Source organism: Streptomyces cinnamoneus, from assembly GCF_002939475.1.
GTDB classification, from domain to species: Bacteria; Actinomycetota; Actinomycetes; order Streptomycetales; family Streptomycetaceae; genus Streptomyces; species Streptomyces cinnamoneus_A.
The window spans coordinates 3,122,735-3,145,184 of sequence record NZ_PKFQ01000001.1; the positions used below are offsets into that span (position 1 = coordinate 3,122,735).

24 protein-coding genes, 4 tRNA genes and 1 pseudogene are annotated in these 22,450 nt (G+C 70.3%); 9 read left to right on the plus strand and 20 right to left on the minus strand.

All coding sequences use genetic code 11. The features are described from left to right. Nucleotides 1–32 precede the first annotated feature (32 nt). The 9 genes from rpoB to CYQ11_RS13475 all read right to left on the minus strand — a co-directional run bounded on the left by rpoB (nucleotide 33) and on the right by CYQ11_RS13475 (nucleotide 9,439). On the minus strand, nucleotides 33–3,515 hold the full coding sequence (gene rpoB / locus CYQ11_RS13430) for a DNA-directed RNA polymerase subunit beta (protein WP_099199414.1): 3,483 nt from the start codon (nucleotides 3,513–3,515) through the stop codon (nucleotides 33–35). 635 nt (nucleotides 3,516–4,150) lie between these two features. Next, a complete protein-coding gene (gene rplL / locus CYQ11_RS13440; protein WP_099199413.1) occupies nucleotides 4,151–4,537 on the minus strand; it encodes a 50S ribosomal protein L7/L12 in 387 nt (128 codons plus the stop codon). Between the two features lie 107 nt (nucleotides 4,538–4,644). Continuing rightward, a complete protein-coding gene (rplJ, locus tag CYQ11_RS13445; RefSeq protein WP_099199412.1) occupies nucleotides 4,645–5,175 on the minus strand; it encodes a 50S ribosomal protein L10 in 531 nt (176 codons plus the stop codon). 304 nt (nucleotides 5,176–5,479) lie between these two features. Beyond that, nucleotides 5,480–6,421 (minus strand): SCO4651 family lipoprotein, encoded by a 942-nt coding sequence (locus CYQ11_RS13450; RefSeq protein WP_099199411.1) that lies wholly within the window; start codon nucleotides 6,419–6,421, stop codon nucleotides 5,480–5,482. A gap of 172 nt (nucleotides 6,422–6,593) precedes the next feature. Further along, on the minus strand, nucleotides 6,594–7,310 hold the full coding sequence (gene rplA, locus CYQ11_RS13455) for a 50S ribosomal protein L1 (RefSeq protein WP_099199410.1): 717 nt from the start codon (nucleotides 7,308–7,310) through the stop codon (nucleotides 6,594–6,596). A 77-nt stretch (nucleotides 7,311–7,387) separates the two neighbouring features. Continuing rightward, the gene (gene rplK / locus CYQ11_RS13460) at nucleotides 7,388–7,822 is read right to left on the minus strand and encodes a 50S ribosomal protein L11 (protein WP_003956479.1); all 435 of its coding nucleotides are present in this window, start codon (nucleotides 7,820–7,822) and stop codon (nucleotides 7,388–7,390) included. Nucleotides 7,823–7,983: 161 nt separating this feature from the next. Then, on the minus strand, nucleotides 7,984–8,883 hold the full coding sequence (nusG, locus tag CYQ11_RS13465) for a transcription termination/antitermination protein NusG (RefSeq protein ID WP_099199409.1): 900 nt from the start codon (nucleotides 8,881–8,883) through the stop codon (nucleotides 7,984–7,986). Between the two features lie 84 nt (nucleotides 8,884–8,967). Then, nucleotides 8,968–9,258: a preprotein translocase subunit SecE gene (gene secE / locus CYQ11_RS13470; protein ID WP_071961684.1), complete on the minus strand. Its 291-nt coding sequence runs from the start codon at nucleotides 9,256–9,258 to the stop codon at nucleotides 8,968–8,970. Between the two features lie 108 nt (nucleotides 9,259–9,366). Continuing rightward, nucleotides 9,367–9,439, minus strand: a tRNA-Trp gene (locus tag CYQ11_RS13475). Between the two features lie 301 nt (nucleotides 9,440–9,740). Between CYQ11_RS13475 and CYQ11_RS13485 the strand changes: the two genes are divergently transcribed. Both CYQ11_RS13485 and CYQ11_RS13490 read left to right on the plus strand, forming a co-directional pair. Then, nucleotides 9,741–10,979 carry a pyridoxal phosphate-dependent aminotransferase gene (locus tag CYQ11_RS13485; protein WP_099199407.1) on the plus strand — a complete coding sequence of 413 codons (1,239 nt, stop codon included), beginning with the start codon at nucleotides 9,741–9,743 and terminating at the stop codon, nucleotides 10,977–10,979. Between the two features lie 129 nt (nucleotides 10,980–11,108). Then, nucleotides 11,109–12,128: an adenosine deaminase gene (locus CYQ11_RS13490; protein ID WP_181143653.1), complete on the plus strand. Its 1,020-nt coding sequence runs from the start codon at nucleotides 11,109–11,111 to the stop codon at nucleotides 12,126–12,128. A 16-nt stretch (nucleotides 12,129–12,144) separates the two neighbouring features. Here CYQ11_RS13490 and CYQ11_RS13495 read toward each other — a convergent pair whose 3' ends face one another. From CYQ11_RS13495 to CYQ11_RS13530, 8 genes are all read right to left on the minus strand, one after another. Beyond that, nucleotides 12,145–13,200: a UDP-N-acetylmuramate dehydrogenase gene (locus CYQ11_RS13495; RefSeq protein WP_099199705.1), complete on the minus strand. Its 1,056-nt coding sequence runs from the start codon at nucleotides 13,198–13,200 to the stop codon at nucleotides 12,145–12,147. A 129-nt stretch (nucleotides 13,201–13,329) separates the two neighbouring features. Beyond that, nucleotides 13,330–14,745, minus strand: a complete 1,416-nt coding sequence (locus CYQ11_RS13500) for a DHA2 family efflux MFS transporter permease subunit (protein ID WP_099199405.1) — start codon at nucleotides 14,743–14,745, stop codon at nucleotides 13,330–13,332. A gap of 92 nt (nucleotides 14,746–14,837) precedes the next feature. After that, nucleotides 14,838–15,395, minus strand: a complete 558-nt coding sequence (locus CYQ11_RS13505) for a TetR/AcrR family transcriptional regulator (protein ID WP_099199404.1) — start codon at nucleotides 15,393–15,395, stop codon at nucleotides 14,838–14,840. Between the two features lie 81 nt (nucleotides 15,396–15,476). Continuing rightward, nucleotides 15,477–15,911: a MaoC family dehydratase gene (locus tag CYQ11_RS13510; protein ID WP_099199403.1), complete on the minus strand. Its 435-nt coding sequence runs from the start codon at nucleotides 15,909–15,911 to the stop codon at nucleotides 15,477–15,479. Then, nucleotides 15,911–16,363 (minus strand): MaoC family dehydratase N-terminal domain-containing protein, encoded by a 453-nt coding sequence (locus CYQ11_RS13515; protein WP_099199402.1) that lies wholly within the window; start codon nucleotides 16,361–16,363, stop codon nucleotides 15,911–15,913. The genes CYQ11_RS13510 and CYQ11_RS13515 overlap by 1 nt, the downstream gene beginning before the upstream one ends. A 91-nt stretch (nucleotides 16,364–16,454) precedes the next feature. Next, on the minus strand, nucleotides 16,455–16,619 hold the full coding sequence (gene rpmG, locus CYQ11_RS13520) for a 50S ribosomal protein L33 (protein WP_004571794.1): 165 nt from the start codon (nucleotides 16,617–16,619) through the stop codon (nucleotides 16,455–16,457). Nucleotides 16,620–16,704: 85 nt separating this feature from the next. Further along, nucleotides 16,705–16,777, minus strand: a tRNA-Met gene (locus CYQ11_RS13525). Between the two features lie 51 nt (nucleotides 16,778–16,828). Next, a tRNA-Thr gene (locus CYQ11_RS13530) sits at nucleotides 16,829–16,901 on the minus strand. Between the two features lie 184 nt (nucleotides 16,902–17,085). Here CYQ11_RS13530 and CYQ11_RS13535 point away from each other — a divergent pair. Both CYQ11_RS13535 and CYQ11_RS13540 read left to right on the plus strand, forming a co-directional pair. Further along, the gene (locus CYQ11_RS13535; RefSeq protein WP_099199401.1) at nucleotides 17,086–18,333 is read left to right on the plus strand and encodes an amidohydrolase family protein; all 1,248 of its coding nucleotides are present in this window, start codon (nucleotides 17,086–17,088) and stop codon (nucleotides 18,331–18,333) included. A gap of 21 nt (nucleotides 18,334–18,354) precedes the next feature. Further along, nucleotides 18,355–19,029 (plus strand): SDR family oxidoreductase, encoded by a 675-nt coding sequence (locus tag CYQ11_RS13540; protein WP_099199400.1) that lies wholly within the window; start codon nucleotides 18,355–18,357, stop codon nucleotides 19,027–19,029. Nucleotides 19,030–19,107: 78 nt separating this feature from the next. On the opposite strand, the gene CYQ11_RS13545 is transcribed toward CYQ11_RS13540, so the two are convergent. Beyond that, nucleotides 19,108–19,189: transfer RNA gene (locus tag CYQ11_RS13545), tRNA-Tyr, on the minus strand. A gap of 183 nt (nucleotides 19,190–19,372) precedes the next feature. On the opposite strand from CYQ11_RS13545, the gene CYQ11_RS13550 reads away from it, so the two are divergent. Then, complete coding sequence (locus tag CYQ11_RS13550) at nucleotides 19,373–19,861, plus strand: YajQ family cyclic di-GMP-binding protein (protein WP_099199399.1); 489 nt, start codon at nucleotides 19,373–19,375, stop codon at nucleotides 19,859–19,861. 123 nt (nucleotides 19,862–19,984) lie between these two features. On the opposite strand, the gene CYQ11_RS13555 is transcribed toward CYQ11_RS13550, so the two are convergent. Continuing rightward, entirely contained in the window at nucleotides 19,985–20,377 is a 393-nt protein-coding gene (locus CYQ11_RS13555) for a YccF domain-containing protein (RefSeq protein WP_099199398.1), read from the minus strand. 191 nt (nucleotides 20,378–20,568) lie between these two features. Between CYQ11_RS13555 and CYQ11_RS30640 the strand changes: the two are divergent. The 4 genes and pseudogenes from CYQ11_RS30640 to CYQ11_RS13570 form a co-directional block, all read left to right on the plus strand. Next, nucleotides 20,569–20,889: pseudogene (locus CYQ11_RS30640) on the plus strand (GvpL/GvpF family gas vesicle protein); the annotation flags it as partial. A gap of 118 nt (nucleotides 20,890–21,007) precedes the next feature. Continuing rightward, nucleotides 21,008–21,271 (plus strand): GvpL/GvpF family gas vesicle protein, encoded by a 264-nt coding sequence (locus CYQ11_RS30645; RefSeq protein WP_275666397.1) that lies wholly within the window; start codon nucleotides 21,008–21,010, stop codon nucleotides 21,269–21,271. Further along, a complete protein-coding gene (locus CYQ11_RS13565) occupies nucleotides 21,268–21,528 on the plus strand; it encodes a gas vesicle protein (RefSeq protein ID WP_099199397.1) in 261 nt (86 codons plus the stop codon). The genes CYQ11_RS30645 and CYQ11_RS13565 overlap by 4 nt, the downstream gene beginning before the upstream one ends. Next, a complete protein-coding gene (locus CYQ11_RS13570) occupies nucleotides 21,512–21,928 on the plus strand; it encodes a gas vesicle protein K (protein WP_240003413.1) in 417 nt (138 codons plus the stop codon). Before CYQ11_RS13565 ends, CYQ11_RS13570 begins: the two co-directional genes overlap by 17 nt. A 35-nt stretch (nucleotides 21,929–21,963) precedes the next feature. Here CYQ11_RS13570 and CYQ11_RS13575 read toward each other — a convergent pair whose 3' ends face one another. Further along, the gene (locus tag CYQ11_RS13575; RefSeq protein WP_099199396.1) at nucleotides 21,964–22,266 is read right to left on the minus strand and encodes a hypothetical protein; all 303 of its coding nucleotides are present in this window, start codon (nucleotides 22,264–22,266) and stop codon (nucleotides 21,964–21,966) included. Nucleotides 22,267–22,450: the final 184 nt, after the last annotated feature.

Below are 22,450 nucleotides of genomic sequence, written 5' to 3' on the forward strand. Positions count from 1 at the left end.
GGGGTTCCGGAGGGAACCCCCCGCCAGACCCGTCAGACCTCTTCGACGCTGCTCGGCTCGCGCCGGGACAGGTCGATACCGAGCTCCTCCGCCGCGCGGAAGACGTCCTCGTCGGTGTCCCGCATCTCGATGGACATGCCGTCCGAGGACAGCACCTCCACGTTGAGGCAGAGGGACTGCATCTCCTTGATGAGCACCTTGAAGGACTCGGGGATGCCGGGCTCGGGGATGTTCTCGCCCTTGACGATCGCCTCGTAGACCTTCACTCGGCCGGTGACGTCGTCGGACTTGATGGTCAGCAGCTCCTGGAGGGCGTACGCGGCGCCATAAGCCTCCAGCGCCCACACCTCCATCTCACCGAAGCGCTGGCCACCGAACTGAGCCTTACCACCCAGCGGCTGCTGGGTGATCATGGAGTACGGACCGGTCGACCGGGCGTGCAGCTTGTCGTCGACCAGGTGGTGGAGCTTGAGGATGTACATGTACCCGACCGAGATCGGGTCCGGGAACGGCTCGCCGGAGCGGCCGTCGAACATCCGGGCCTTGCCGGACGGGAGCACCAGGCGCTCGCCGTCGCGGTTGGGGATCGTGGACTCGAAGAGACCGGCGATCTCGTCCTCGCGGGCGCCGTCGAAGACCGGGGTCGCGACGTTGGTGCCCGGCGCGACCTCGTCGGCGCCGATCGCCTGGAGGCGCTTCATCCAGTCCTCGTCGCCCTCGACCTTCCAGCCGCGGCTGGCGAGCCAGCCGAGGTGGATCTCGAGGACCTGTCCCGGGTTCATTCGGGACGGGACACCGAGCGGGTTGAGGATGATGTCGACCGGGGTGCCGTCCTCGAGGAACGGCATGTCCTCGACCGGAAGGATCTTGGAGATGACACCCTTGTTGCCGTGACGGCCGGCGAGCTTGTCACCGTCGGTGATCTTGCGCTTCTGCGCGACGTAGACGCGGACCAGCTGGTTCACGCCCGGCGGCAGCTCGTCGCCCTCTTCGCGGTCGAAGACGCGGACGCCGATGACCTTGCCGATCTCGCCGTGCGGGACCTTGAGCGAGGTGTCACGGACCTCACGGGCCTTCTCGCCGAAGATCGCGCGGAGCAGACGCTCCTCCGGGGTCAGCTCGGTCTCACCCTTCGGGGTGACCTTGCCGACCAGGATGTCGCCGGCCACGACCTCGGCACCGATGCGGATGATGCCGCGCTCGTCGAGGTCGGCGAGGACCTCCTCGGAGACGTTCGGGATGTCCCGGGTGATCTCCTCGGGGCCCAGCTTGGTGTCACGGGCGTCGACCTCGTGCTCCTCGATGTGGATCGAGGAGAGGACGTCGTCCTGGACGAGGCGCTGCGACAGGATGATCGCGTCCTCGTAGTTGTGACCCTCCCACGGCATGAACGCCACGAGCAGGTTCTTGCCGAGGGCCATCTCGCCCTCGTCCGTGGACGGACCGTCGGCGAGCACCTGGCCGGCCACGACGCGGGTGCCCTCGTCCACGACGACCTTCTGGTTGAAGGACGTGCCCTGGTTCGAGCGGGAGAACTTGGCCACCCGGTAGGTGTTGTACGTGCCGTCGTCGTTGGCCACCGTCACGTAGTCGGCGGAGACCTCCTGGACGACACCGTCCTTCTCGGCCTTGATGACGTCGCCGGCGTCGACCGCACAGCGGTACTCCATGCCGGTGCCGACCAGCGGCGCCTCGGCCTTGATCAGCGGAACGGCCTGGCGCATCATGTTCGATCCCATGAGCGCGCGGTTGGCGTCGTCGTGCTCGAGGAACGGGATCATGGCGGTCGCGACCGACACCATCTGGCGCGGCGAGACGTCCATGTAGTCGACCTCGTCGGGCGCGATGTAGTCGATCTCGCCGCCACGGCGACGGACCAGCACGCGGGCCTCGGCGAAGCGCATGTCGTCACCCAGGGCGGCGTTCGCCTGGGCGATGACGAAGCGGTCCTCCTCGTCGGCGGTCAGGTAGTGCACCTCGTCGGTGACCTGGCCTTCGACGACCTTGCGGTAGGGGGTCTCCACGAAGCCGAACGCGTTGACACGGCCGTAGGAGGCGAGCGAGCCGATCAGACCGATGTTCGGGCCTTCGGGCGTCTCGATCGGGCACATGCGGCCGTAGTGCGACGGGTGGACGTCACGGACCTCGAAGCCGGCCCGCTCACGGGAGAGACCACCCGGACCGAGCGCCGACAGACGGCGCTTGTGGGTCAGACCCGACAGCGGGTTGGTCTGGTCCATGAACTGGGACAGCTGGCTGGTGCCGAAGAACTCCTTGATGGAGGCGACGACCGGCCGGATGTTGATCAGGGTCTGCGGCGTGATCGCCTCGACGTCCTGGGTGGTCATCCGCTCGCGGACGACGCGCTCCATACGAGCCAGACCCGTGCGGACCTGGTTCTGGATGAGCTCGCCGACGTTGCGCAGACGACGGTTGCCGAAGTGGTCGATGTCGTCGGTCTCGACGACGATCGACGTGCCGTTCTCGCCGAGGGTCTCGACCTCGCCGGCGTGCAGCTTGACCAGGTACTTGATGGTCGCGATGACGTCGTCGACGGTCAGGACACCGGCGTCGAGCGGGGCGTCGGCGCCCAGCTTCTTGTTGACCTTGTAGCGGCCGACCTTCGCGAGGTCGTAGCGCTTGGGGTTGAAGTAGAGGTTCTCGAGCAGCGTCTGCGCGGCCTCACGGGTCGGCGGCTCGCCCGGACGCAGCTTGCGGTAGATGTCGAGCAGCGCGTCGTCCTGGCCCTGGGTGTGGTCCTTCTCCAGGGTGGCGCGCATGGACTCGTACTCGCCGAACTCCTCGAGGATCTGCTCGGTGGTCCAGCCGAGAGCCTTCAGGAGGACGGTGACGGACTGCTTGCGCTTGCGGTCGATGCGGACACCGACCATGTCGCGCTTGTCGACCTCCATCTCCAGCCAGGCACCCCGGGACGGGATGATCTTGGCCGTGAAGATGTCCTTGTCGGACGTCTTGTCGATGGAGGAGTCGAAGTAGACACCGGGGGAACGGACCAGCTGCGAGACGACGACACGCTCGGTGCCGTTGATGCAGAAGGTGCCCTTGGGCGTCATGAGCGGGAAGTCGCCCATGAAGACCGTCTGGGACTTGATCTCACCGGTCTCGTTGTTGGTGAACTCAGCCGTGACGAAGAGCGGGGCCGCGTACGTGAAGTCGCGCTCCTTGCACTCGTCGATGGAGTTCTTCGGGGGCTCGAAACGGTGGTCGCGGAAGGTCAGCGACATCGACCCGGAGAAGTCCTCGATCGGGGAGATCTCCTCGAAGATCTCCTCCAGACCGGACTTGGTGGGGACGTCCTGACCGCTGTCCAGCGCAGCCTCGACGCGAGCCTTCCAGGCGGCGTTGCCGAGCAGCCAGTCGAAGCTCTCGGTCTGCAGCGCAAGGAGGTTCGGAACCTCGAGGGGCTCCTTGATCTTCGCAAAAGAGATGCGCAGCGGGGCGGTGCTGGCGCCGTTGTTCGTATTGGCGGTCGAGGCGTTGCGCGAGGCGGCCAAGAGGGGGTCCTTCCGAGGGCTCGGACTCACTACGCGCGTACCGGTCCCACTCCGTACAAAGGAGAGAAATCCCAGCTCAGGGGGTTTCCATCAGCTGTGCTCGGAAGTGGGCATGCCCCTGGTGACGGGCAGAGGGCAGCTAACAGGCAGCGCAAAGGGTCAGTGTAGCCACTTGGCCCACTGATGTCCAGAGCGGATTTCCCGAGACCGGTGCGATACCAATCTCTCCCTCCGGGATCCTGTTGTTCCTCAACGCCTGGCGCCCGCCCGGCGCCAGCCCCGCGCCGGAAGCGCATGACGATACTTCCCTCTCCGCCCTCGATCCATGCCTCAGACGGAGGATCGATGTGGCGGCGCGTCCGGGACGCGTCCTGAGAATCGCGCGCGACGTGCCGTTCGTCAAGGCCCTACGACCCCCGGCCGCCTCGCGCGACGGCCCGCGTGCCTGCTGGAAGGGGGTTGTGGCGTCGGCAGGGCAACGAAGATCACCATACTCGTCCCCGGGACCGGGTGCGCGCATCCGTCCCGGGAACGCCCAAGGGCGACCACCCGCATGGGTGATCGCCCTTAGGTTCCCGACGTGCTCCGGAGGCTCTCCGGCGCCCGTCAGAGGGGAGTCAGTCGACTCCGAGAGGTCACTTGACCTCGACGGAGGCGCCGGCGCCCTTGAGGGCCTCGGCGGCCTTCTCGGCGGCGTCCTTGGCGACCTTCTCGAGGACGGGCTTCGGGGTGCCGTCGACGAGGTCCTTGGCCTCCTTCAGGCCCAGGGAGGTCAGCTCACGCACGACCTTGATGACCTGGATCTTCTTGTCACCGGCGGCGGTGAGGATGACGTCGAACTCGTCCTGCTCCTCAGCGGCCTCGGCGGCGCCACCGGCGACACCACCGGCCATGACGACCGGCGCGGCGGCGGCGGCGGTGACGTCGAACTTCTCCTCGAAGGCGGAGACGAACTCGGCCAGCTCGATGAGGGTCATCTCCTCGAACTGCGCGAGCAGCTCGTCCTTGGTGAGCTTCGCCATGATGGCGGGTCCTTCCACTAAATCGGCAGGTGCCGGATGTACATGTCGGCGGGCGTACGGCCCGCTGCGACCGACGCCGTCAGGCGGCGGTCAATGCGCGAGCCGAATTACTCGGCACCGCCCTGCTCGGCGAGCTTGGCGCGCAGCGCGTCCGCGGTGCGGACGAGCTTCGTCGGCAGCGCCTGGAAGAGCGAGGCAGCCTGGGACTGCTTGCCCTTCATGGCACCGGCCAGCTTGCTGAGCAGAACCTCGCGGGACTCGAGGTCCGCAAGCTTCTTGATCTCATCGGCGGACAGCGCCTTGCCATCAAGGACACCGCCCTTGATGATCAGGTTGGGGTTGTCCTTGGCGAAGTCACGAAGACCCTTCGCCGACTCCACCGGGTCACCGGTGACGAAGGCGACAGCCGTCGGGCCAGCGAAGAGCTGGTCGTCGAGCTGGAACCCGGCCTCATTGGCCGCGATCTTGGTCAGCGTGTTCTTCACCACGGCGTACTGCGCGTTGTCACCGAGCGAACGGCGCAGCGTCTTGAGCTGCGCCACGGTGAGCCCGCGGTACTCGGTCAGCACAGCGGCGTTGGAGCTGCGGAACTTGTCCGTGAGCTCGGCAACCGCGGCGGCCTTGGCGGACGTCGCCATGAGCCTCGGCCTCCTTCCGGGTGATTCGGACCGCTTAGGCGCGAGAAGGGACCTGGGCAAAACGAAACGCCCCGGCGCAGGCGCTCGGGGCGTGACTCGACCGTGCGGACGCAATCTTCATTACGCCCCGACGGGAGTTCAACCACAATCACCTGCGCAGGTCGCCCGCAGCTAGCGGATCCTTCGGCCACCACGCCTCCATCAGGAGGCACAGCAACGACCAGCGGTCTTTGGCTTCTGGAAGAAGGTACGTGAGCGACCCGCGAACAGGCAAATCGGCTGGCTCGGGGGCACGCCGGCCCGGTCAGGCGGCCCCGGCCCCGGCGGACCGGGCGGCGTCCAGGGTGTCGGAGGCGGGCGGCGCCGAGAGCGTCACGGAGGTGCCGAAGTCCGAGTAGTAGACGGTCGAGTTCACCGCGCCCCGGCTGCCCTGGGCCCGCTCCACCTTCTTGATCAGCAGGTTGTCCTCGGAGACCCAGAGGTCTATCTGCTCCGTGGTGGCGCCCTGCTGCCCGAGCTGCCGCTTGAGGCCGTCCACCGCGTCCTTGCCCAGCGTGGAGCTCTTCTCGGCGATCTTGGTCACGTCGACGGTGCCGGTGTAGTGCGTGGCCTTCACGCCCCGCACGTCCTCCGTGCCGGCGGCGCGCACGTCGCCGGACTCGATGACCAGCCGGGCGGAGCGCGTCGGGTTGTTGTTCTGCATCTGGTCCTTCATGTACGCCCCGGAGGGGCCCATCTTCTGGGCCATCCAGTCGTAGTCGTACTTGATCCAGTGCTTGCCGCCGATCTTGGCGGACATCTCGTCGCCCATGCTCGCGTAGTAGGCGTCCCGCAGGTAGAGCGCGCGCATGCCGCCGCCACCGGCCATCTCCTTGAGGAGGTCGCCCATCTGGCCGCCGGTGTAGTTCATGGTCACGTCGCCCTGCATGCCCTGCGACCAGTCGAAGGCGCCCTTGAGGTCCGCGGACATCATGTCGCCCATCGCCATGCTGCCGTCGACCTTGGCCGAGTGCTTGCCGTCGGTGGCGTCCACGGCCTTGCGCAGGGCGCTGATCGCCATGGCGGCCGGGGACTCGCCCCCGGGGGCGCCACCGCCCTCCCGGGCGCCCTGGGGGGCCTGGGTGCCTTCGGCCGCGGACGAGCCGCCGCCCCCGCTCTTGCCGCCGCCGCAGCCCGTGACCGACGTCAGGGCCAGGGCCACCGCGGCGACCGCCGCCACGCGCACCGCGGACTTCTTCGCCGCCATCGCTTCCCCCCATGTCTGGTGTGCAACGAGACCGGCAACGTAGCGCACGGCACCGACAGCGCCGGCGGGCGGGGAGGAGCGCAAGGCGGGAGGAACGCAGCCGGGCCCCGCACCCTGGTGGGGTGCGGGGCCCGGCTGGTGAGCTCTCGCTACGAGACGCCGATCAGGCTGATCAGACGGTCTCGTCCTCGACGAGGAGGTTGCGGGTGCGGTTCGAGTCCAGGGCGATGCCGGGACCCATGGTGGTGGTCAGGGTCGCCTTCTTGATGTAGCGGCCCTTCGCAGCGGACGGCTTCAGACGGAGGATCTCCTCCAGCGCCGCGGCGTAGTTCTCCACCAGCTTGGCGTCGTCGAACGAGACCTTGCCGATGATGAAGTGGAGGTTCGAGTGCTTGTCGACTCGGAACTCGATCTTGCCGCCCTTGATGTCGGTCACGGCCTTGGCCGTGTCCGGGGTGACGGTGCCGGTCTTCGGGTTCGGCATCAGACCACGGGGACCGAGCACGCGGCCGAGGCGACCGACCTTGCCCATGAGGTCCGGGGTGGCGACGACGGCGTCGAAGTCCAGACGGCCCTTCGCGACCTCGTCGATCAGCTCGTCGGCACCGACGATGTCGGCGCCCGCGGCACGCGCGGCCTCGGCACGGTCACCGGTCGCGAAGACCAGGACCCGGGCGGTCTTACCGGTGCCGTGCGGAAGGTTCACGGTGCCGCGGACCATCTGGTCGGCCTTGCGCGGGTCGACACCCAGGCGGAAGGCAACCTCGACGGTCGCGTCGAACTTGGTGGCGGAGGTCTCCTTGGCGAGACGGACGGCCTCGAGGGGGGCGTACAGACGCTCCTTCTCGAGCTTGGCGTCCGCAGCGCGGAGAGTCTTGCTGCGCTTCACTTCTGCTCCTGAAAGGGTTGAGCGTGGAGTTGTGGTCCGGGCCAGCGCCGGCCCTGCCACGGGTCAAACGGGGATCGTCAGCCCTCGACCGTGATGCCCATGGAACGGGCGGTGCCGGCGATGATCTTCTCGGCGGCGTCCAGGTCGTTGGCGTTCAGGTCGGGCATCTTGGTGGTGGCGATGTCCCGGACCTGGTCGCGCGTGAGCTTGGCGACCTTGGTCTTGTGGGGCTCGCCGGAGCCCTTGTCCACGCCCGCGGCCTTCAGGATCAGCTTGGCGGCCGGCGGAGTCTTGGTGACGAAGGTGAAGGAACGGTCCTCGTAGACCGTGATCTCCACCGGCACGACCATGCCACGCTGCGACTCGGTCGCGGCGTTGTAGGCCTTGCAGAACTCCATGATGTTGACGCCGTGCTGACCCAGCGCGGGGCCGACCGGCGGAGCCGGGTTGGCCGCACCGGCCTGGATCTGGAGCTTGATAAGCCCCGTGACCTTCTTCTTCTTGGGAGGCATTGCTCTCTCCGGGTCCTAGTGAGAGTTTTTTTGCCCACGCACACTGCGCGCAGGCATACCGCACCACGATAACGGGTATCGCGGCCGGTCCAAAAACGAGCAGGTCAGACCGTCCGCGAGGGACCGTCTGACCTGCTCGGAGGCTGGGAGAGCCAGAAGCGTCAGTTCTTCTGGATCTGGTCGAAGCTCAGCTCGACCGGGGTCTCGCGGCCGAAGATCTCGACGAGGCCCTTGACCTTCTTCGAGTCGGCGTTGATCTCGTTGATCGTCGCCTGGAGCGTCGCGAACGGGCCGTCGGTGACCGTGACCGAGTCGCCGACCTCGAAGTCCAGAACCTGGACCTCGACCTTGCGGCTGGGGGCGGGGCGGCCCTCGGCCTCGGCGGCCTCCTTGGCGGCCTTCGCCTCGGCCTCGGGGGCGAGCATCTTGACGATCTCGTCCAGGGTCAGCGGGTACGGGTCGTAGGCGTTGCCCACGAAGCCGGTGACGCCCGGGGTGTTGCGGACGACGCCCCAGGACTCGTTCGTCAGGTCCATGCGCACCAGCACGTAGCCGGGGAGCTTGTTCTGGCGGACGGTGCGGCGGTCGCCGTTCTTGATCTGGACGACCTCTTCCTGCGGCACCTCGGCCTGGAAGATGTAGTCCTCGACGTTCAGCGAGACGGCGCGCTGCTCGAGGTTGGTCTTCACGCGGTTCTCGTAACCGGCGTAGGTGTGGATCACGTACCACTCGCCGGGCAGGCCGCGCAGCTCCTCGCGGAGCGCGTCGACGGGGTCGGCCGGAGCCTCCTCCTCGGCGGGCTCGGCGGCCTCTTCCTCGGTGCCCTCGGCCTCTTCGGCGTCCTCGGCGTCCTCGCCCTCGACACGGAGCGCGGCCTCCTCGGCGGGCTCGCCCGCGGCGGCTTCCTCCGCGTCGAGCTCGTCGCCGCCGTCGGCGTTCTGGAGGATCTGCGTCTCGGTGTCTTCGCCGACCTCTTCGGAGTCAGCCGGAGCCGGAGCGTCCACGTCGGCCTCCGTCGCCTCGACGGGCTCGGCGGCGTCGTTCAGGTTCGGGTCAGACACTTGGCTGCTTCTTCCTGGCTTCAAGGGGTGGAACGGGCGAAGAGGCGGCTCTCGAAGAGGCCGCCTTCACGCGCGGGGCCGGGCTCAGCCGAAGACGTACTTGACGGCCTGCTCGAACCCATAGTCAATCACGGTCACCAGACCGATGACGATGACAACAAAGACGATCACCACAGTGGTGTACGTCGACAGCTGACTCTTGGTGGGCCAGACGACCTTGCGGAGCTCGGCGACCACCTGACGGTAAAAGAGCGCGAGGCGGCCCAGAGGGCCCTTCTTCCCGCGCTTGCCACCACGGCGGCCCTTCTTGGTGGCCACCTCGTCCTCGGGACGACCGCTCTCAGGCGTCGCGGTGGAGCCAAGGGCTTCCGTCACTACGTCCTCACCTGAATCCGGGTCGTGGCCGTGCCGCGCCCGGTTGAGCCGCACGGCGGTGCATTTCACTACGTACGCACGCACGCACCCTGGTGACGATGCGTGTAGCAGGGCCGAAGGGACTTGAACCCCCAACCGCTGGTTTTGGAGACCAGTGCTCTACCAATTGAGCTACGACCCTTTGTGGTTCCCCCAACGTACCGCATCCACCCGGAAGCACAGTGTGCATGCAAGGAACGGATTCGCCGGTGAGGGCCAACGACGCATGAGTGTACGTGGTCCGGCGGCCGTCGTCGAACAGCCGGGGGCGCGGCGGGCCCGGCGGGGGCCGCGAGGACCCGCCCGCGGGCCTGCCGGAACGCCTCGTACGGACCCCCGTGACGGGTGTGCGCGGGCCCGCGGGGCCGGTCCGCGGCGGGCCCGCGTCGCGCGTGCGGCAAACACCCGTGCCCGGGGCCCGGCCGGTCTGCGACGATGCGTGTATGACCGCTGCGACTCCTCCCGTACAGTCCCCCACCGAGCGCCGGGTGTCCGCCCGCATCGGTTCGATCTCCGAGTCGGCCACGCTCGCCGTGGACGCCAAGGCCAAGGCCCTCAAGGCCGCCGGGCGTCCCGTCATCGGCTTCGGTGCCGGTGAGCCCGACTTCCCCACGCCCGAGTACATCGTCGAGGCCGCGGTGCAGGCCTGCCGCGACCCGCGGTACCACCGCTACACCCCGGCCGGCGGCCTGCCCGAGCTGAAGGCCGCGATCGCCGCGAAGACGCTGCGCGACTCCGGCTACGAGATCGAGGCGTCCCAGGTGCTCGTCACCAACGGCGGCAAGCAGGCCATCTACGAGGCGTTCGCGGCGATCCTCGACCCGGGCGACGAGGTCATCGTCCCGGCCCCGTACTGGACCACCTACCCGGAGTCGATCCGTCTCGCGGGCGGCATCCCGGTGGACGTCGTCGCCGACGAGACGACCGGTTACCGGGTCTCCGTCGAGCAGCTGGAGGCCGCGCGCACCGAGCGGACGAAGGTCCTCCTCTTCGTCTCCCCCTCGAACCCCACGGGTGCGGTCTACTCCCGCGCCCAGGTCGAGGAGATCGGCCGCTGGGCCGCAGAGCACGGTCTGTGGGTGCTCACGGACGAGATCTACGAGCACCTCGTGTACGGCGACGCCGAGTTCGCCTCCCTGCCGGTGGTCGTGCCAGAGCTCGCCGACAAGTGCATCGTCGTCAACGGCGTCGCCAAGACGTACGCGATGACCGGCTGGCGCGTGGGCTGGGTCATCGGCCCGAAGGACATCGTCAAGGCCGCCACCAACCTCCAGTCGCACGCCACCTCCAACGTCTCGAACGTGGCGCAGGTCGCGGCGCTGGCCGCCGTCTCCGGCGACCTGACGGCCGTCGACGAGATGAAGGTCTCCTTCGACCGCCGCCGGCGCACGATCGTGCGGATGCTGAACGAGATCGACGGCGTCTTCTGCCCGGAGCCGGAGGGCGCGTTCTACGCCTACCCGTCGGTCAAGGAGCTGCTCGGCAAGGAGATCCGCGGCAAGCGCCCGGCGTCCTCCGTGGAGCTGGCCGCGCTGATCCTGGACGAGGCCGAGGTCGCGGTGGTCCCGGGTGAGGCCTTCGGCACGCCGGGTTACCTGCGGCTGTCGTATGCGCTGGGTGACGAGGATCTCGTCGAGGGCGTCGCGCGGATCCAGAAGCTGCTGGCGGAGGCGAAGGCGTAGGACGCCTTCCCGCCACGGGCCCCCGGCTGCGGCCGGGGGCCCGTCGTCGTTTCGCGTGCGCTTTCGGTCCGGCGCCCGATCAGGGAAAGTCCCTTCCGGTCGACGCGCCGGATACGGCAAGATCCTGGGATGGAGAAGGTTCGCGACGTCCGGCTGCTGCCGAAGGCCCATCTGCACCTGCACTTCACCGGGTCCATGCGCCCGTCGACCCTGCTGGAGCTCGCCGACAAGTACGGCGTGCACCTTCCGGAGGCGCTGAGCAGCGGCCAGCCCCCGAGGCTCCGGGCCACGGACGAGCGCGGCTGGTTCCGCTTCCAGCGGCTGTACGACATCGCGCGGTCGTGCCTGCGCTCCCCCGAGGACATCCGGCGGCTGGTGCACGAGGCCGCCGAGGAGGACGTCCGGGACGGCTCGGGCTGGCTGGAGATCCAGGTCGACCCCACCTCGTACGCGCCCCGGCTGGGCGGTCTGATCCCGGCGCTGGAGATCATCCTCGACGCGGTGGAGACGGCGTCCCGGGACACGGGCCTGGGGATGCGCGTCCTGGTCGCCGCGAACCGCATGAAGCATCCGCTGGACGCCCGCACGCTGGCGCGGCTGGCCGTGCGCTACGCGGACCGCGGCGTCATCGGCTTCGGCCTCTCCAACGACGAGCGGCGCGGGCTGGCCCGCGACTTCGACCGCGCCTTCGAGATCGCCCGGGAGGGCGGCCTGCTGGCCGCGCCGCACGGCGGCGAGCTGTCGGGGCCGGGGAGTGTGCGCGACTGCCTGGACGACCTGCACGCCAGTCGCGTGGGCCACGGGGTGCGGGCGGCGGAGGACCCCCGGCTGCTGCGCAAGCTCGCGGAGCGGGGCGTGACGTGCGAGGTCTGCCCGACGTCGAACGTCGCGCTGGGCGTCTACGAGAAGCCGGCCGACGTGCCGCTGCGGACGCTGTACGAGGCGGGCGTGCCGATAGCGCTGGGCGCGGACGACCCGCTGCTGTTCGGCTCGCGCCTGGCCGCCCAGTACGAGGTGGCCCGCGAGCACCACGGCTTCACGGACGCGGAGCTGGCGGAACTGGCCCGCCAGTCGGTGCGGGGGTCGGCGGCGCCGCCGGACGTGCGCGAGAAGCTGCTGGCGGGCATCGGCGACTGGCTGGCCGCCTGAGCCCGCCGGCGGACCCCTAGAGGCTGACGCCCACGGTGACCGGCTCGTTCACGAGGGTGACCCCGAAGGCCTCGTGGACCCCGTCCCGGACCTCGCGGGCGAGGGCCAGGAGGTCCTCGGTGGTGGCGGAGCCGCGGTTGGTCAGGGCCAGGGTGTGCTTCGTGGAGATGCGGGCCGGCCCCGTCCCGTACCCCTTTGTGAAGCCCGCCTTGTCGATCAGCCAGGCGGCCGACGTCTTCACCAGGCCGTCCCCCGCCGCGAACGCGGGCGGCGTGACGTCCGGGCCCAGCCGCTCCGCCACGCGGGCCAGGAACGCCTCGTGCTCGGCCGCGCCCAGGATCGGGTTGGTGAAGAACGACCCCGCCGACCACGTGTCGTGGTCCTCGGCGTCCAGGACCATGCCCTTGCCGGCGCGCAGCTTGAGCACCGTCTCCCGGGCCCGGGCCACCGGCACCCGGTCGCCCGGCTCGACGCCGAGGGTCCGGGCCGTCTCGGCGTACTTGACGGGCGCGGAGAGCCCGTCGGCGTCCTCCAGCTCGAAGCGGACGCGGAGGACGACGTAGCGCGTGGGGTCCTGCTTGAAGCGGCTGTGCCGGTACGAGAAGGCGCACTCGGCGCCCGGGACGACCACCGTCTCGCCGCTGCGGCGGTCGTAGGCGACGACCTCGGTGATCGTGGAGGAGACCTCCTGGCCGTACGCGCCGACGTTCTGGATCGGCGTGGCACCGGCCGAGCCGGGGATGCCGGCCATGCACTCGACGCCGGCCAGGCCGGCCTCGACGGTGCGGGCCACGGCGTCGGACCAGTTCTCGCCGGCGGCCAGTTCGAGGCGCGTGCCGTCGAGGCTGAAGCCCGTGGTGGCGATGCGCAGGGCCGTGCCGCTGAAGCCCTTGTCGGAGATGACCAGGTTGCTGCCGCCTCCGATGATCAGCAGCGGCGTGCCGGCGGCGTCGGCCTCGCGGACCGCCTCGACGACCTCGGCGTCGGTGACGGCCGTGATCAGGCGGGTCGCGGGGCCACCGAGACGGAAGGTGGTCAGGGGGGCGAGGGGGGCGTCGTGTCGTTCCTGCACGGGCACAAGGGTACGGGGGCGGTGGGAGCGGCCCGCAGGGTGCGGGACGAGGGAGGACGGCACGAGGGCGGGACGCCGGGCCCTCTCCTGTGAGGGCCAGGTGTCCCGCCCGTTCGTGCGGCCTGCCGGTCAGACCCCGGCGGGGACGCGGGCCGTCTCCGGCTCGGGCCGTGCCGTTCCGCCGGCCCGGGCCGGGATCAGCAGCGCGGCCAGCGCCGCCACCGCGACCATGGCCGCTCCGCCCCAGAGCGCCGGGGTGAGGCCGTCGACGAAGAGGGTGGGGCTCCCGTAGCCGCCCTGCGCCGCGAAGACCGAGCCGAGCACCGCGATGCCGAGGGCTCCGCCCACCTCACGCAGGGCGCTGTTGGCGCCGGAGGCGATGCCCTGTTCGGCGGGGCGGACGCTGGACATGACCAGCTTCGCGGCCGGGGCGAAGAACAGGCCCATGCCCACGCCGCTGACGATCATGGCCGGGAGCTGTGCCGCGTAGGAGACGTCCGGGTCGACCACGAAGGCGAAGAGGGCCAGGCCCAGGGCCTGGAGGCCCAGGCCGACGGCGACGACGGGGCGGCTGCCGATCCGGTCGGCGAGGAGGCCGGAGAGCGGGGCGGCGACCATCGGCATGGCGGTCCAGGGCAGCATCCGCAGGCCCGCCTCGGTGGGCGAGTAGCCGACCACGTTCTGCAGGAACTGGCTCAGCAGGAAGATCGAGCCGAACATGCCGAAGAACATCAGCAGGCTCGCGGAGTTGACCGCGCTGAAGGCCCGGCTGCGGAAGAGGCGCATGGGCAGCATGGGGTTCTTCGCCCGGGCGCCGTGGACCACGAAGCCGCACAGGAGCGCCGCACCGGCCGTGAGGCTGGCCAGGACCTTGGCGCTGGTCCAGCCGTCGGAGTGGGAGCTGATCAGACCGTAGACGACGCCGAAGAGGCCGCCGCTGACCAGCAGGGTGCCGGTGGCGTCGAGGCGGGCGCCGGTGCCGTGGGACTCCCGCAGGCGCAGCCGGGCCAGCGGGAGGAGGGCCAGGCCGAGCGGGACGTTGAGCCAGAAGATCCACTGCCAGGAGACGTGCTCGGTGAGCGTGCCGCCGATGAGCGGGCCGGTGGCGACGGCCAGGCCGTCGACGGCGCCCTTGATCCCGTAGGCCATGCCGCGCCGTTCGGCGGGGACGGCGTCGGTGAGGAGGGTGAGGGTCAGCGGCATCATGATCGCGGCACCGGCGCCCTGGACGGCGCGGGCGGCGATGAGGGCCTCGATGCCGGGCGCGAGCGCGGCGGCCGCCGAGGCGCCCGTGAAGATCGTGACGCCGATCATGAAGAGCCTGCGGCGGCCGAAGCGGTCGCCGAGCGCCGCGCCGAACATCAGCAGGACGGCGAAGGTGAGCGTGTAGGCGTTCACCGTCCATTCGAGGTCTCCCAGCGCCCCGCCGAGGTCCTCGCGGATGGCGGGCAGGGCGGTGGTGACCACGAGGTTGTCGAGCGCGGCCATGAAGCCGGCTATGCCGGTGATCAGCAGTGCCCAGCCGGCTGTGCGCGGTGATTGCATCGGTCCCCCCGAAGGTGATGGGCTAGCACAGTTAGTTATTACTCACTAAGTTTCTTGGTCGTGCGGACGCCCGGATCACGCCCGGGCGGGCGTCACTCGGGGCGGGCCGCCACATAGAAGCCCTCCCACACCCGGTGGCCCGCCGGGAAGCCCAGCGAGACGAGGGTGTTGATGAGCATGCCGTAGGCCCAGAACCGGGTCGTCTCGGCCTGGTCCGCGCCCAGCGGGATGTGCACGGAGTCCCACAGCCTCATCCAGGCGTCCCGGACCGAGCTGCCGAACTCGCGGTCGCCCGCCGCCTCGGCGGCGGCCACGGCCACGTAGATCTGCATCTGGAGGAGGACCTTGTCGGGGTCCTCCGCGATCAGGCGCTGGTACGCCTCCGCCATGGCGGAGAGGGTCTCCTCGGGCGACGTCGCGTCCCTGCGCGCCTCCGCGAAGAGGTCGTGGGTCTCCTCCAGGCAGCGGTGGGCCGCCGCGAGGAAGATGGCCTGCTTGTTCGGGAAGAGGCGGAAGAGATACGGCTGCGAGACGCCCACGCGCCGTGCGATCGCCTCCGTGGACGTGCCGTTGTACCCGCCGCGCGCGAACTCCGTCATCGCGGCGCGGACGACGCTCTCGCGCCGCTCCTCTGCCGTCATCCTGACCATGGGCAGTAAGTTAGTGACTACTTACTAACTTTGCAAGGGGCGAGGACGGGGCGACCCCTTTCCGGGCCACCCCGCGCCGCGTCAGGCGAGCTTGACCACCGCTCGGGACATGCCGAGCACCTTCTGGCCGGCGCTCTTGGCCACCAGGTCCACGCGGACCGTACGGGCCTCGTCGTCCAGCTTGGCCGCGACCTTGGCGCTGACCTCGATGACCGCGCCCTCGTCGTCGTTGGGGACGACGACCGGCTTGGTGAAGCGCACGCCGTACTCCACGACCGCGGCCGGGTCGCCCACCCAGTCGGTGACCACCCGGATCGCCTCGGCCATGGTGAACATGCCGTGGGCGATGACGTCGGGGAGGCCGACCTCCTTGGCGAACTTCTCGTTCCAGTGGATCGGGTTGAAGTCACCGGAGGCGCCCGCGTACTCGACGAGCGTCGCCCGGGTCACCGGGAAGGACTGCGCGGGCAGCTCGGCGCCGGTCTCGACGTCGGCGTAGGAGATCTTCGCGGCCATCACGCCTCCTCGGCGGCGCGCGCCACCAGCATCGTGTGCGCGGTCACGACGTGCTCACCGCTCTGGTCGTGGACCTCGCCACGGACCGCCAGGACGTCGTTGCCCGCCAGGGACTTGATCGACTCGATCGTGGAGGTGACCGTCAGCCGGTCGCCCGCCCGGACCGGCCGGGTGTAGGCGAACTTCTGGTCGCCGTGCACGACGCGGCTGTAGTCCAGACCCAGCTGCGGGTCCCGGATGACCTGCCGGGCCGCCTTGAACGTGATGGCGAACACAAAAGTCGGCGGTGCGATCACATCGGGGTGACCCATGGCCTTGGCGGCCTCGGCGTCGGTGTACACCGGATTGGCGTCACCGATGGCCTCGGCGAATTCGCGGATCTTCTCCCGCCCGACCTCATACGGGTCGGTGGCCGGATAGGTCCGTCCGACGAAGGACTGGTCGAGCGCCATCGGCTCGGCACCTCCTGAGTGGACTGGGGTGGGATACGCCATGAGGCCGCCCCCGGAAGTCGGGGACGGCCTCATGAACGACGCTATGTGCTTAGCGAGTCTCGCGGTGCGCCGTGTGGGCGTTGCAACGCGGGCAGTGCTTCTTCATCTCAAGTCGGTCCGGGTCATTGCGCCGGTTCTTCTTGGTGATGTAGTTCCGCTCCTTGCACTCCACGCAGGCCAGCGTGATCTTCGGGCGGACGTCGGTGGCAGCCACGTGAGTGCTCCTTGACGGATGGACGGATTCAACGCAGAAAAGAGTAGCCGATCGGAGGACCGACCCCACAATCGGCTACTGTGTGTAGCGGTGACCGGACTTGAACCGGTGACACAGCGATTATGAGCCGCTTGCTCTACCGACTGAGCTACACCGCTTTGATGCGGGAGAACTTCCCCGTCCGAAGACGGGGAAACCTCTCACACCAGAGCCCCAAAACGGAATCGAACCGTTGACCTTCTCCTTACCATGGAGACGCTCTGCCGACTGAGCTATTGGGGCGAGCGAGGAAGACATTACACGGTCTGCCGCCGAAGGTGAAATCCGTATCCGGGCCCCCCGCCCGGCGCCTTCCGCACCGCTCTCGTGGGCCACACCAGTACGACTATTCGTCGCCTGCTCCGAATGGCTTCGCGCGCGGCCTACGCTCGGACCACGGTGCGTGATCATGCCCCGGAGGAGCGCGATGCCCGACAGTCAGCCGCAGCCCGCCAGAAACCCCGACGCCGCCCCGCCGCCCGGTGACGGCACCCTGGTGCTCTGCGGCGCCCGCCTCGCCGACGGGCGCGTGGTGGACGTGCGCCTCAGCGGCGGCCGCATCGAGGCCGTCGGCACGGCGGGCAGCCTCGCGCCCGGACCGCGCGTGGACCTCGCCGGCTATCTGCTGCTGCCGGCCCCCGCCGAGCCCCACGCCCACTACGACACCGCGCTCACCGCGGACCTCGGCGGCCCCGTCCCGTACGGCGTGGAGGACGTCCAGCGCCGCGCCACCGAGGCGGCCCTGCTGCAACTGGGCCACGGCGTCACGGCCGTGCGCACCCACGTCCGCGTCGGCGACGTCCAGGGCCTGCGCTCGCTGGAGGCCGTCCTCCAGGCCCGCCGGGCGCTGCGGGGGCTCACGGAGCTGAGCGCGGTGGCGGTGCCCCGGCTGCTGACGGGCGTCGCCGGGGCGGACGGGCTCGCCGTGCTGCGGGACGCGGTCAAGATGGGCGCCACCGTGATCGGCGGCTGCCCGGACCTCGACCCCGACCCCACGGGCTACGCCGAGGTCGTGCTCTCCCTCGCCGCCGAACACGGCTGCGCCGTCGACCTGCACACCGACGCGGACGATCCCGCCCGGCTCGCCCGCCTCGCGGCCATGGCGGGGGGCCTGCGGCCCGGCGTCGTCCTGGGCCCCTGCGGCGGCCTGTCCCGGCTGCCGCGCGACCAGGCCGTCCGGGCCGGCCAGCAACTCGCGGCGGCCGGGGTGACGCTGGTGTGCCTGCCGCAGGGCGACTGCTGTGCCTCCCGGGGCGCCTGGCGCGCGCCCGTACGGCTCCTGCGGGCGACGGGGGTGCGGGTGGCCGCCGGCAGCGGCGCCCTGCGGGACGCGGCCGGGCCGGTGGGGCGCGGCGACCCCCTGGAGGCGGCCTTCCTGCTGGCCGCCCGGGGCGAGTTGGGGCCGGAGGACGCCTACGAGGCGGTGAGCGGGCGGGCGCGGGCGGCCACGGGGCTGCCGGAGGTGCGCGTGGAGGCCGGCTTCCCGGCGGAGCTGCTGGCGGTGCGGGGCGACGGGGTCGCGGGGGTCCTGTCGCTCGGCTACAGCCGCCTCGTGGTGCACCGGGGGCGCGTCGTGGCCCGCACGAGCGCGGTGCGGGAGTACGGCGACGTCCAGGCCACGGTGGCCCTGGACCTGCCCCGGCAGTCCCCGCGCGGCGGTGATCCCGAGCGGTGACCGGGGGCGTACGGTCGCCTCATGCGCATTGTCATCGCTGGAGGACACGGACAGATCGCGCTGCGGCTGGAGCGGTTGCTCGCCGCGCGCGGTGACGAAGTGGCGGGCGTCGTCCGCCGCCCCGGACAAGCGGGTGACCTGCTGGCGGCCGGTGCCGAACCGGTCGTCTGCGACCTGGAGTCGGCGTCCGTCGGGGACGTCTCCCAGCACCTGGAGGGCGCCGACGCCGCCGTCTTCGCGGCGGGCGCGGGAGCGGGCAGCGGCGCCGGGCGGAAGGACACCGTCGACCGGGGCGCGGCCGTGCTCTTCGCCGACGCGGCGGAGGCGGCCGGAGTGCGCCGGTTCGTCGTCGTCTCGTCCATGGGCGCCGACCGCGAGCCCCCGCCGGGCACGGACCCCGTCTTCGCCGCCTACCTGCGCGCGAAGGGCGCCGCCGACGAGGACGTCCGCAAGCGGTCCGCCCTGGACTGGACCGTCCTGCGTCCGGGCCGCCTGACCGACGAGCCGGGCACGGGCCTGGTGACGCTGTCGGCGGGCTCGACGGGCCGGGGCGACGTGACCCGGGACGACGTGGCGGCGGTGCTGGCCGAGCTGCTGCTGGAGCCGGGGACGGCGGGCCTCACCCTGGAGCTGATCGGCGGCGGCACGCCGGTCGCGGAGGCGGTGAAGGCCGTGGCGGGCCCCGGCGGGCGGTGACGGCGGATCCCGGCGCCCGTCCCGGCGCCGGACAACGAAAGAGGCCCCTGACCTTTGCAGGTCAGGGGCCTCGTTCCGTGGCGGCGCCAGGATTCGAACCTGGGTAGGCTAAGCCGACGGATTTACAGTCCGCTCCCATTGGCCACTCGGGCACACCGCCATGGGTGGTCGCCTCGGTCGCTCTTTCGAGCCGCTCCGTGGCAACGACGTAAACCATACCCGATGACCTGGGGTGGTCCGCCACTCGGTTCACAGCCCCTCGATCGGCCCCCGGGTGACTAGGCTGGCAACCGGCCTCCGGGCCGAGCCCCTGATGGATCTACGTACGAGGAGCCAACTCAATATGGCCGACTCCAGTTTCGACATCGTCTCGAAGGTCGAGCGGCAGGAGGTCGACAACGCCCTCAACCAGGCCGCCAAGGAGATCTCCCAGCGCTACGACTTCAAGGGTGTCGGCGCCTCGATCGCCTGGTCGGGCGAGAAGATCGAGATGCGCGCCAACGCCGAGGAGCGCGTGAAGGCCGTCCTCGACATCTTCGAGACCAAGCTGGTCAAGCGCGGCATCTCGCTGAAGTCGCTGGACGCGGGCGAGCCGCAGGCCTCCGGCAAGGAGTACAAGATCTTCGCCTCCATCGAGGAGGGGATCTCCCAGGAGAACGCGAAGAAGGTCGCCAAGATCATTCGCGACGAGGGCCCCAAGGGCGTCAAGGCCCAGGTCCAGGGCGACGAGCTCCGGGTCTCCTCGAAGAGCCGCGACGACCTCCAGGCCGTGCAGCAGCTGCTCAAGGGCAAGGACCTGGACTTCGCGATCCAGTTCGTCAACTACCGCTAGTCGCCCCGCGACCAGCACCGGTAGCCCACGCGACGAGGGCGCGCCGGGACGGCCGACCGCCGTCCGGACGCGCCCTCGCGCCGTGCCCGCCCCGGGAACTCCCTTGGCGCTCCCCGGGGTTCGTCACCGTGTGGCGAAGGGCCGGTCCGACGGGACGATCTCGCGGCCGAGCGGCATCAGCGAGATGGGGATCAGCTTGAAGTTGGCGATACCCAGCGGGATTCCGATGATGGTGACGCACAGGGCGATGCCGGTGACGATGTGACCGAGCGCCAGCCACCAGCCGGCGAAGACGATCCAGATGATGTTGCCGAGCAACGACCCGGCACCCGCGTCGCGCCGCTCCACCGCCGTACGGCCGAAGGGCCACAGGGCGTACGAAGCGATACGGAACGACGCGATGCCGAACGGGATGGTCACGATCAGGACGCAGCAGATCAAGCCTGCGACGGCGTAGCCGATCGCCATCCAGAGTCCGCAGAGGACCAGCCAGATGACATTCAGGATCAACCTCATGAACAAAGCCTTCCACGCGACTGGTTCTCTGGCCACAAAGACGCCTGCCCGCCGGCATGAGGTTCCGCTGCACCGCAGGTGAGGGCCCTGAGAAGCCCCCTAGGGGGCGTCGGCCGAACGGAAGCCCGCCGCCGACCGACCGGCTGCCGCGCCGAAGGCCCCGTCAGGCACGCGTAGGGGGGCGCCCGTCAATGGCGGTGCGCTTTCGCCCTGTCGACGGCTGCCACGCCGATCGCCGCCAGGGCGTGGCGGACAGTCCCGGCGCGCTCGTCCGCTCCGACGAGGTGGCGGCGGCGGTCAGTCCCGTCCCGGAGGCCGACTTCTCGCAGTCCGCGCTCAAGGCGCACCTGGAGGACCTCGACTGGCTGGAGCGGACGGCCCGCGCCCACCACCTGGTCGTGGAGTCCCTCGCCGCCCGCACCACCGTCCTGCCGCTCCGGCTCGCCACGGTGTACCTCGACGACACGCGCGTCGCACAGATGCTGCACGAAGGGCGGCCCGTGTTCGCCGCCGCGCTCGGCCGCCTGGCCGGGCACGCGGAATGGGGTGTGAAGGTCTACGTGGACGCGGCCGCGGCAACGCCGCCACCAGCACCAGGCGCGCCGGGACGCGTGGCGGGCGGCGGAGGACGTGGTCCGCCGGATCGACGCCGCGACCCGCGACCTTGCCGCGGCGCGGGCCCGCCACCGGCCGCAGCAGGGCCGGCTGGCCGACGCGGCCGGCGAGAACGTGGCCAACGACGCCTACCTCGTCCCCCACGGCCTCGCCGAGGAGTTCCGGCGCCGTGTCCACAGCGCCGTCGAGGACGCTCCCGGCATCCGCGTGGACATCACCGGCCCGTGGGCCCCCTACTCCTTCGCCGACCCCGGTGCCGGGGAGGGGGCACCGCCGTGACGGCCCCCTACGCGGAAGAGGACCGCCCCTTGGCGGCGCGGCAAGTGGCCCTGATCGACCTCCTCGACCGCCTGCTGAGCGGTGGTGTCGTCCTCACCGGTGATCTCGTGCTGTCGATCGCCGACATCGACCTGGTGCGCATATCGCTGCGAGCCGTCGTGGTGGCCATCCGCGAACAGTCCGACGGCACGTGGGGAACCCTGGTACCGGGAAGCGTGCCGGCCGAGGGCGGTGACGACCGTGGCGAACCGTGGTGACCTGCCCCGCCCGGACCACCTGCGGGAGCCGGACCGCCTGCGGGAGGTCGCCCAGGCGGCGGCCCGCGCCCTGTCGGTCGTCCCGGCCCACCCCGACGAGCTTCCGCCCCCGCTCGGCGCCCCTGGCCGCACCGCCGCCGAACGGCTGCACACCGATCCCGACACGGTCGAGCGGGACCTGGTCCGGCTCGTCCTGACCATCGTCGAGCTGTTGCGCCAGCTCATGGAACGCCAGGCGCTCCACCGCGTCGACGAGGGTGACCTCACCGAAGAGCAGGAGGAACGGCTCGGTCTCACCCTGATGATCCTTCACGACCGCATGGCCGAGCTCTGCGAGCGCTACGGGCTGACGATGGACGATCTCAACCTCGACCTCGGCCCCCTCGGCACGCTTCTCTGACGAGCGGCGTCGCCGGCGTGGCGGGCACGTCCCCCTCAGCCGTCCGGATTCGCCTCCATGCAGGTCAGTTCGATGTCGTCGACGACCGCCTCGTTCGTCTTCCCCGTCAGGTGGGCGATGTTCTCGATGCCCACCGTCATCCAGCCCGCCAGGCTCATGATGAGCACCCGGAGCCCGTCCGTGCCGTGTTTCGCCAGCACGTCGTCGGCGACGCACAGCGCCTCCTCCGGTACGCGCTCGGCGGGTTCGAGGCCGACGGTCTTGCGCATCAGGCCGATGGTGACCCGGGAGATCTCGGGCGCGATGGCCCGCAGCCTCAGATCCTCGTCCTCGTCCACGCTGCCCCTCCTCGCTGTCCCCTCCGCTGCCTACGCGGCACGCTAGAGCAGGCGGACGGGCCGGCGCAGGCGTCCGGGGCAACGGTGAACCCACGGTGTACGGGCCGGCGACGGAGGTGCCCGAACGGGTCAACACCACGTGCCCGGGCCGGCGGCGTGTGGCCATGGTGGGCATCCGCCCCCT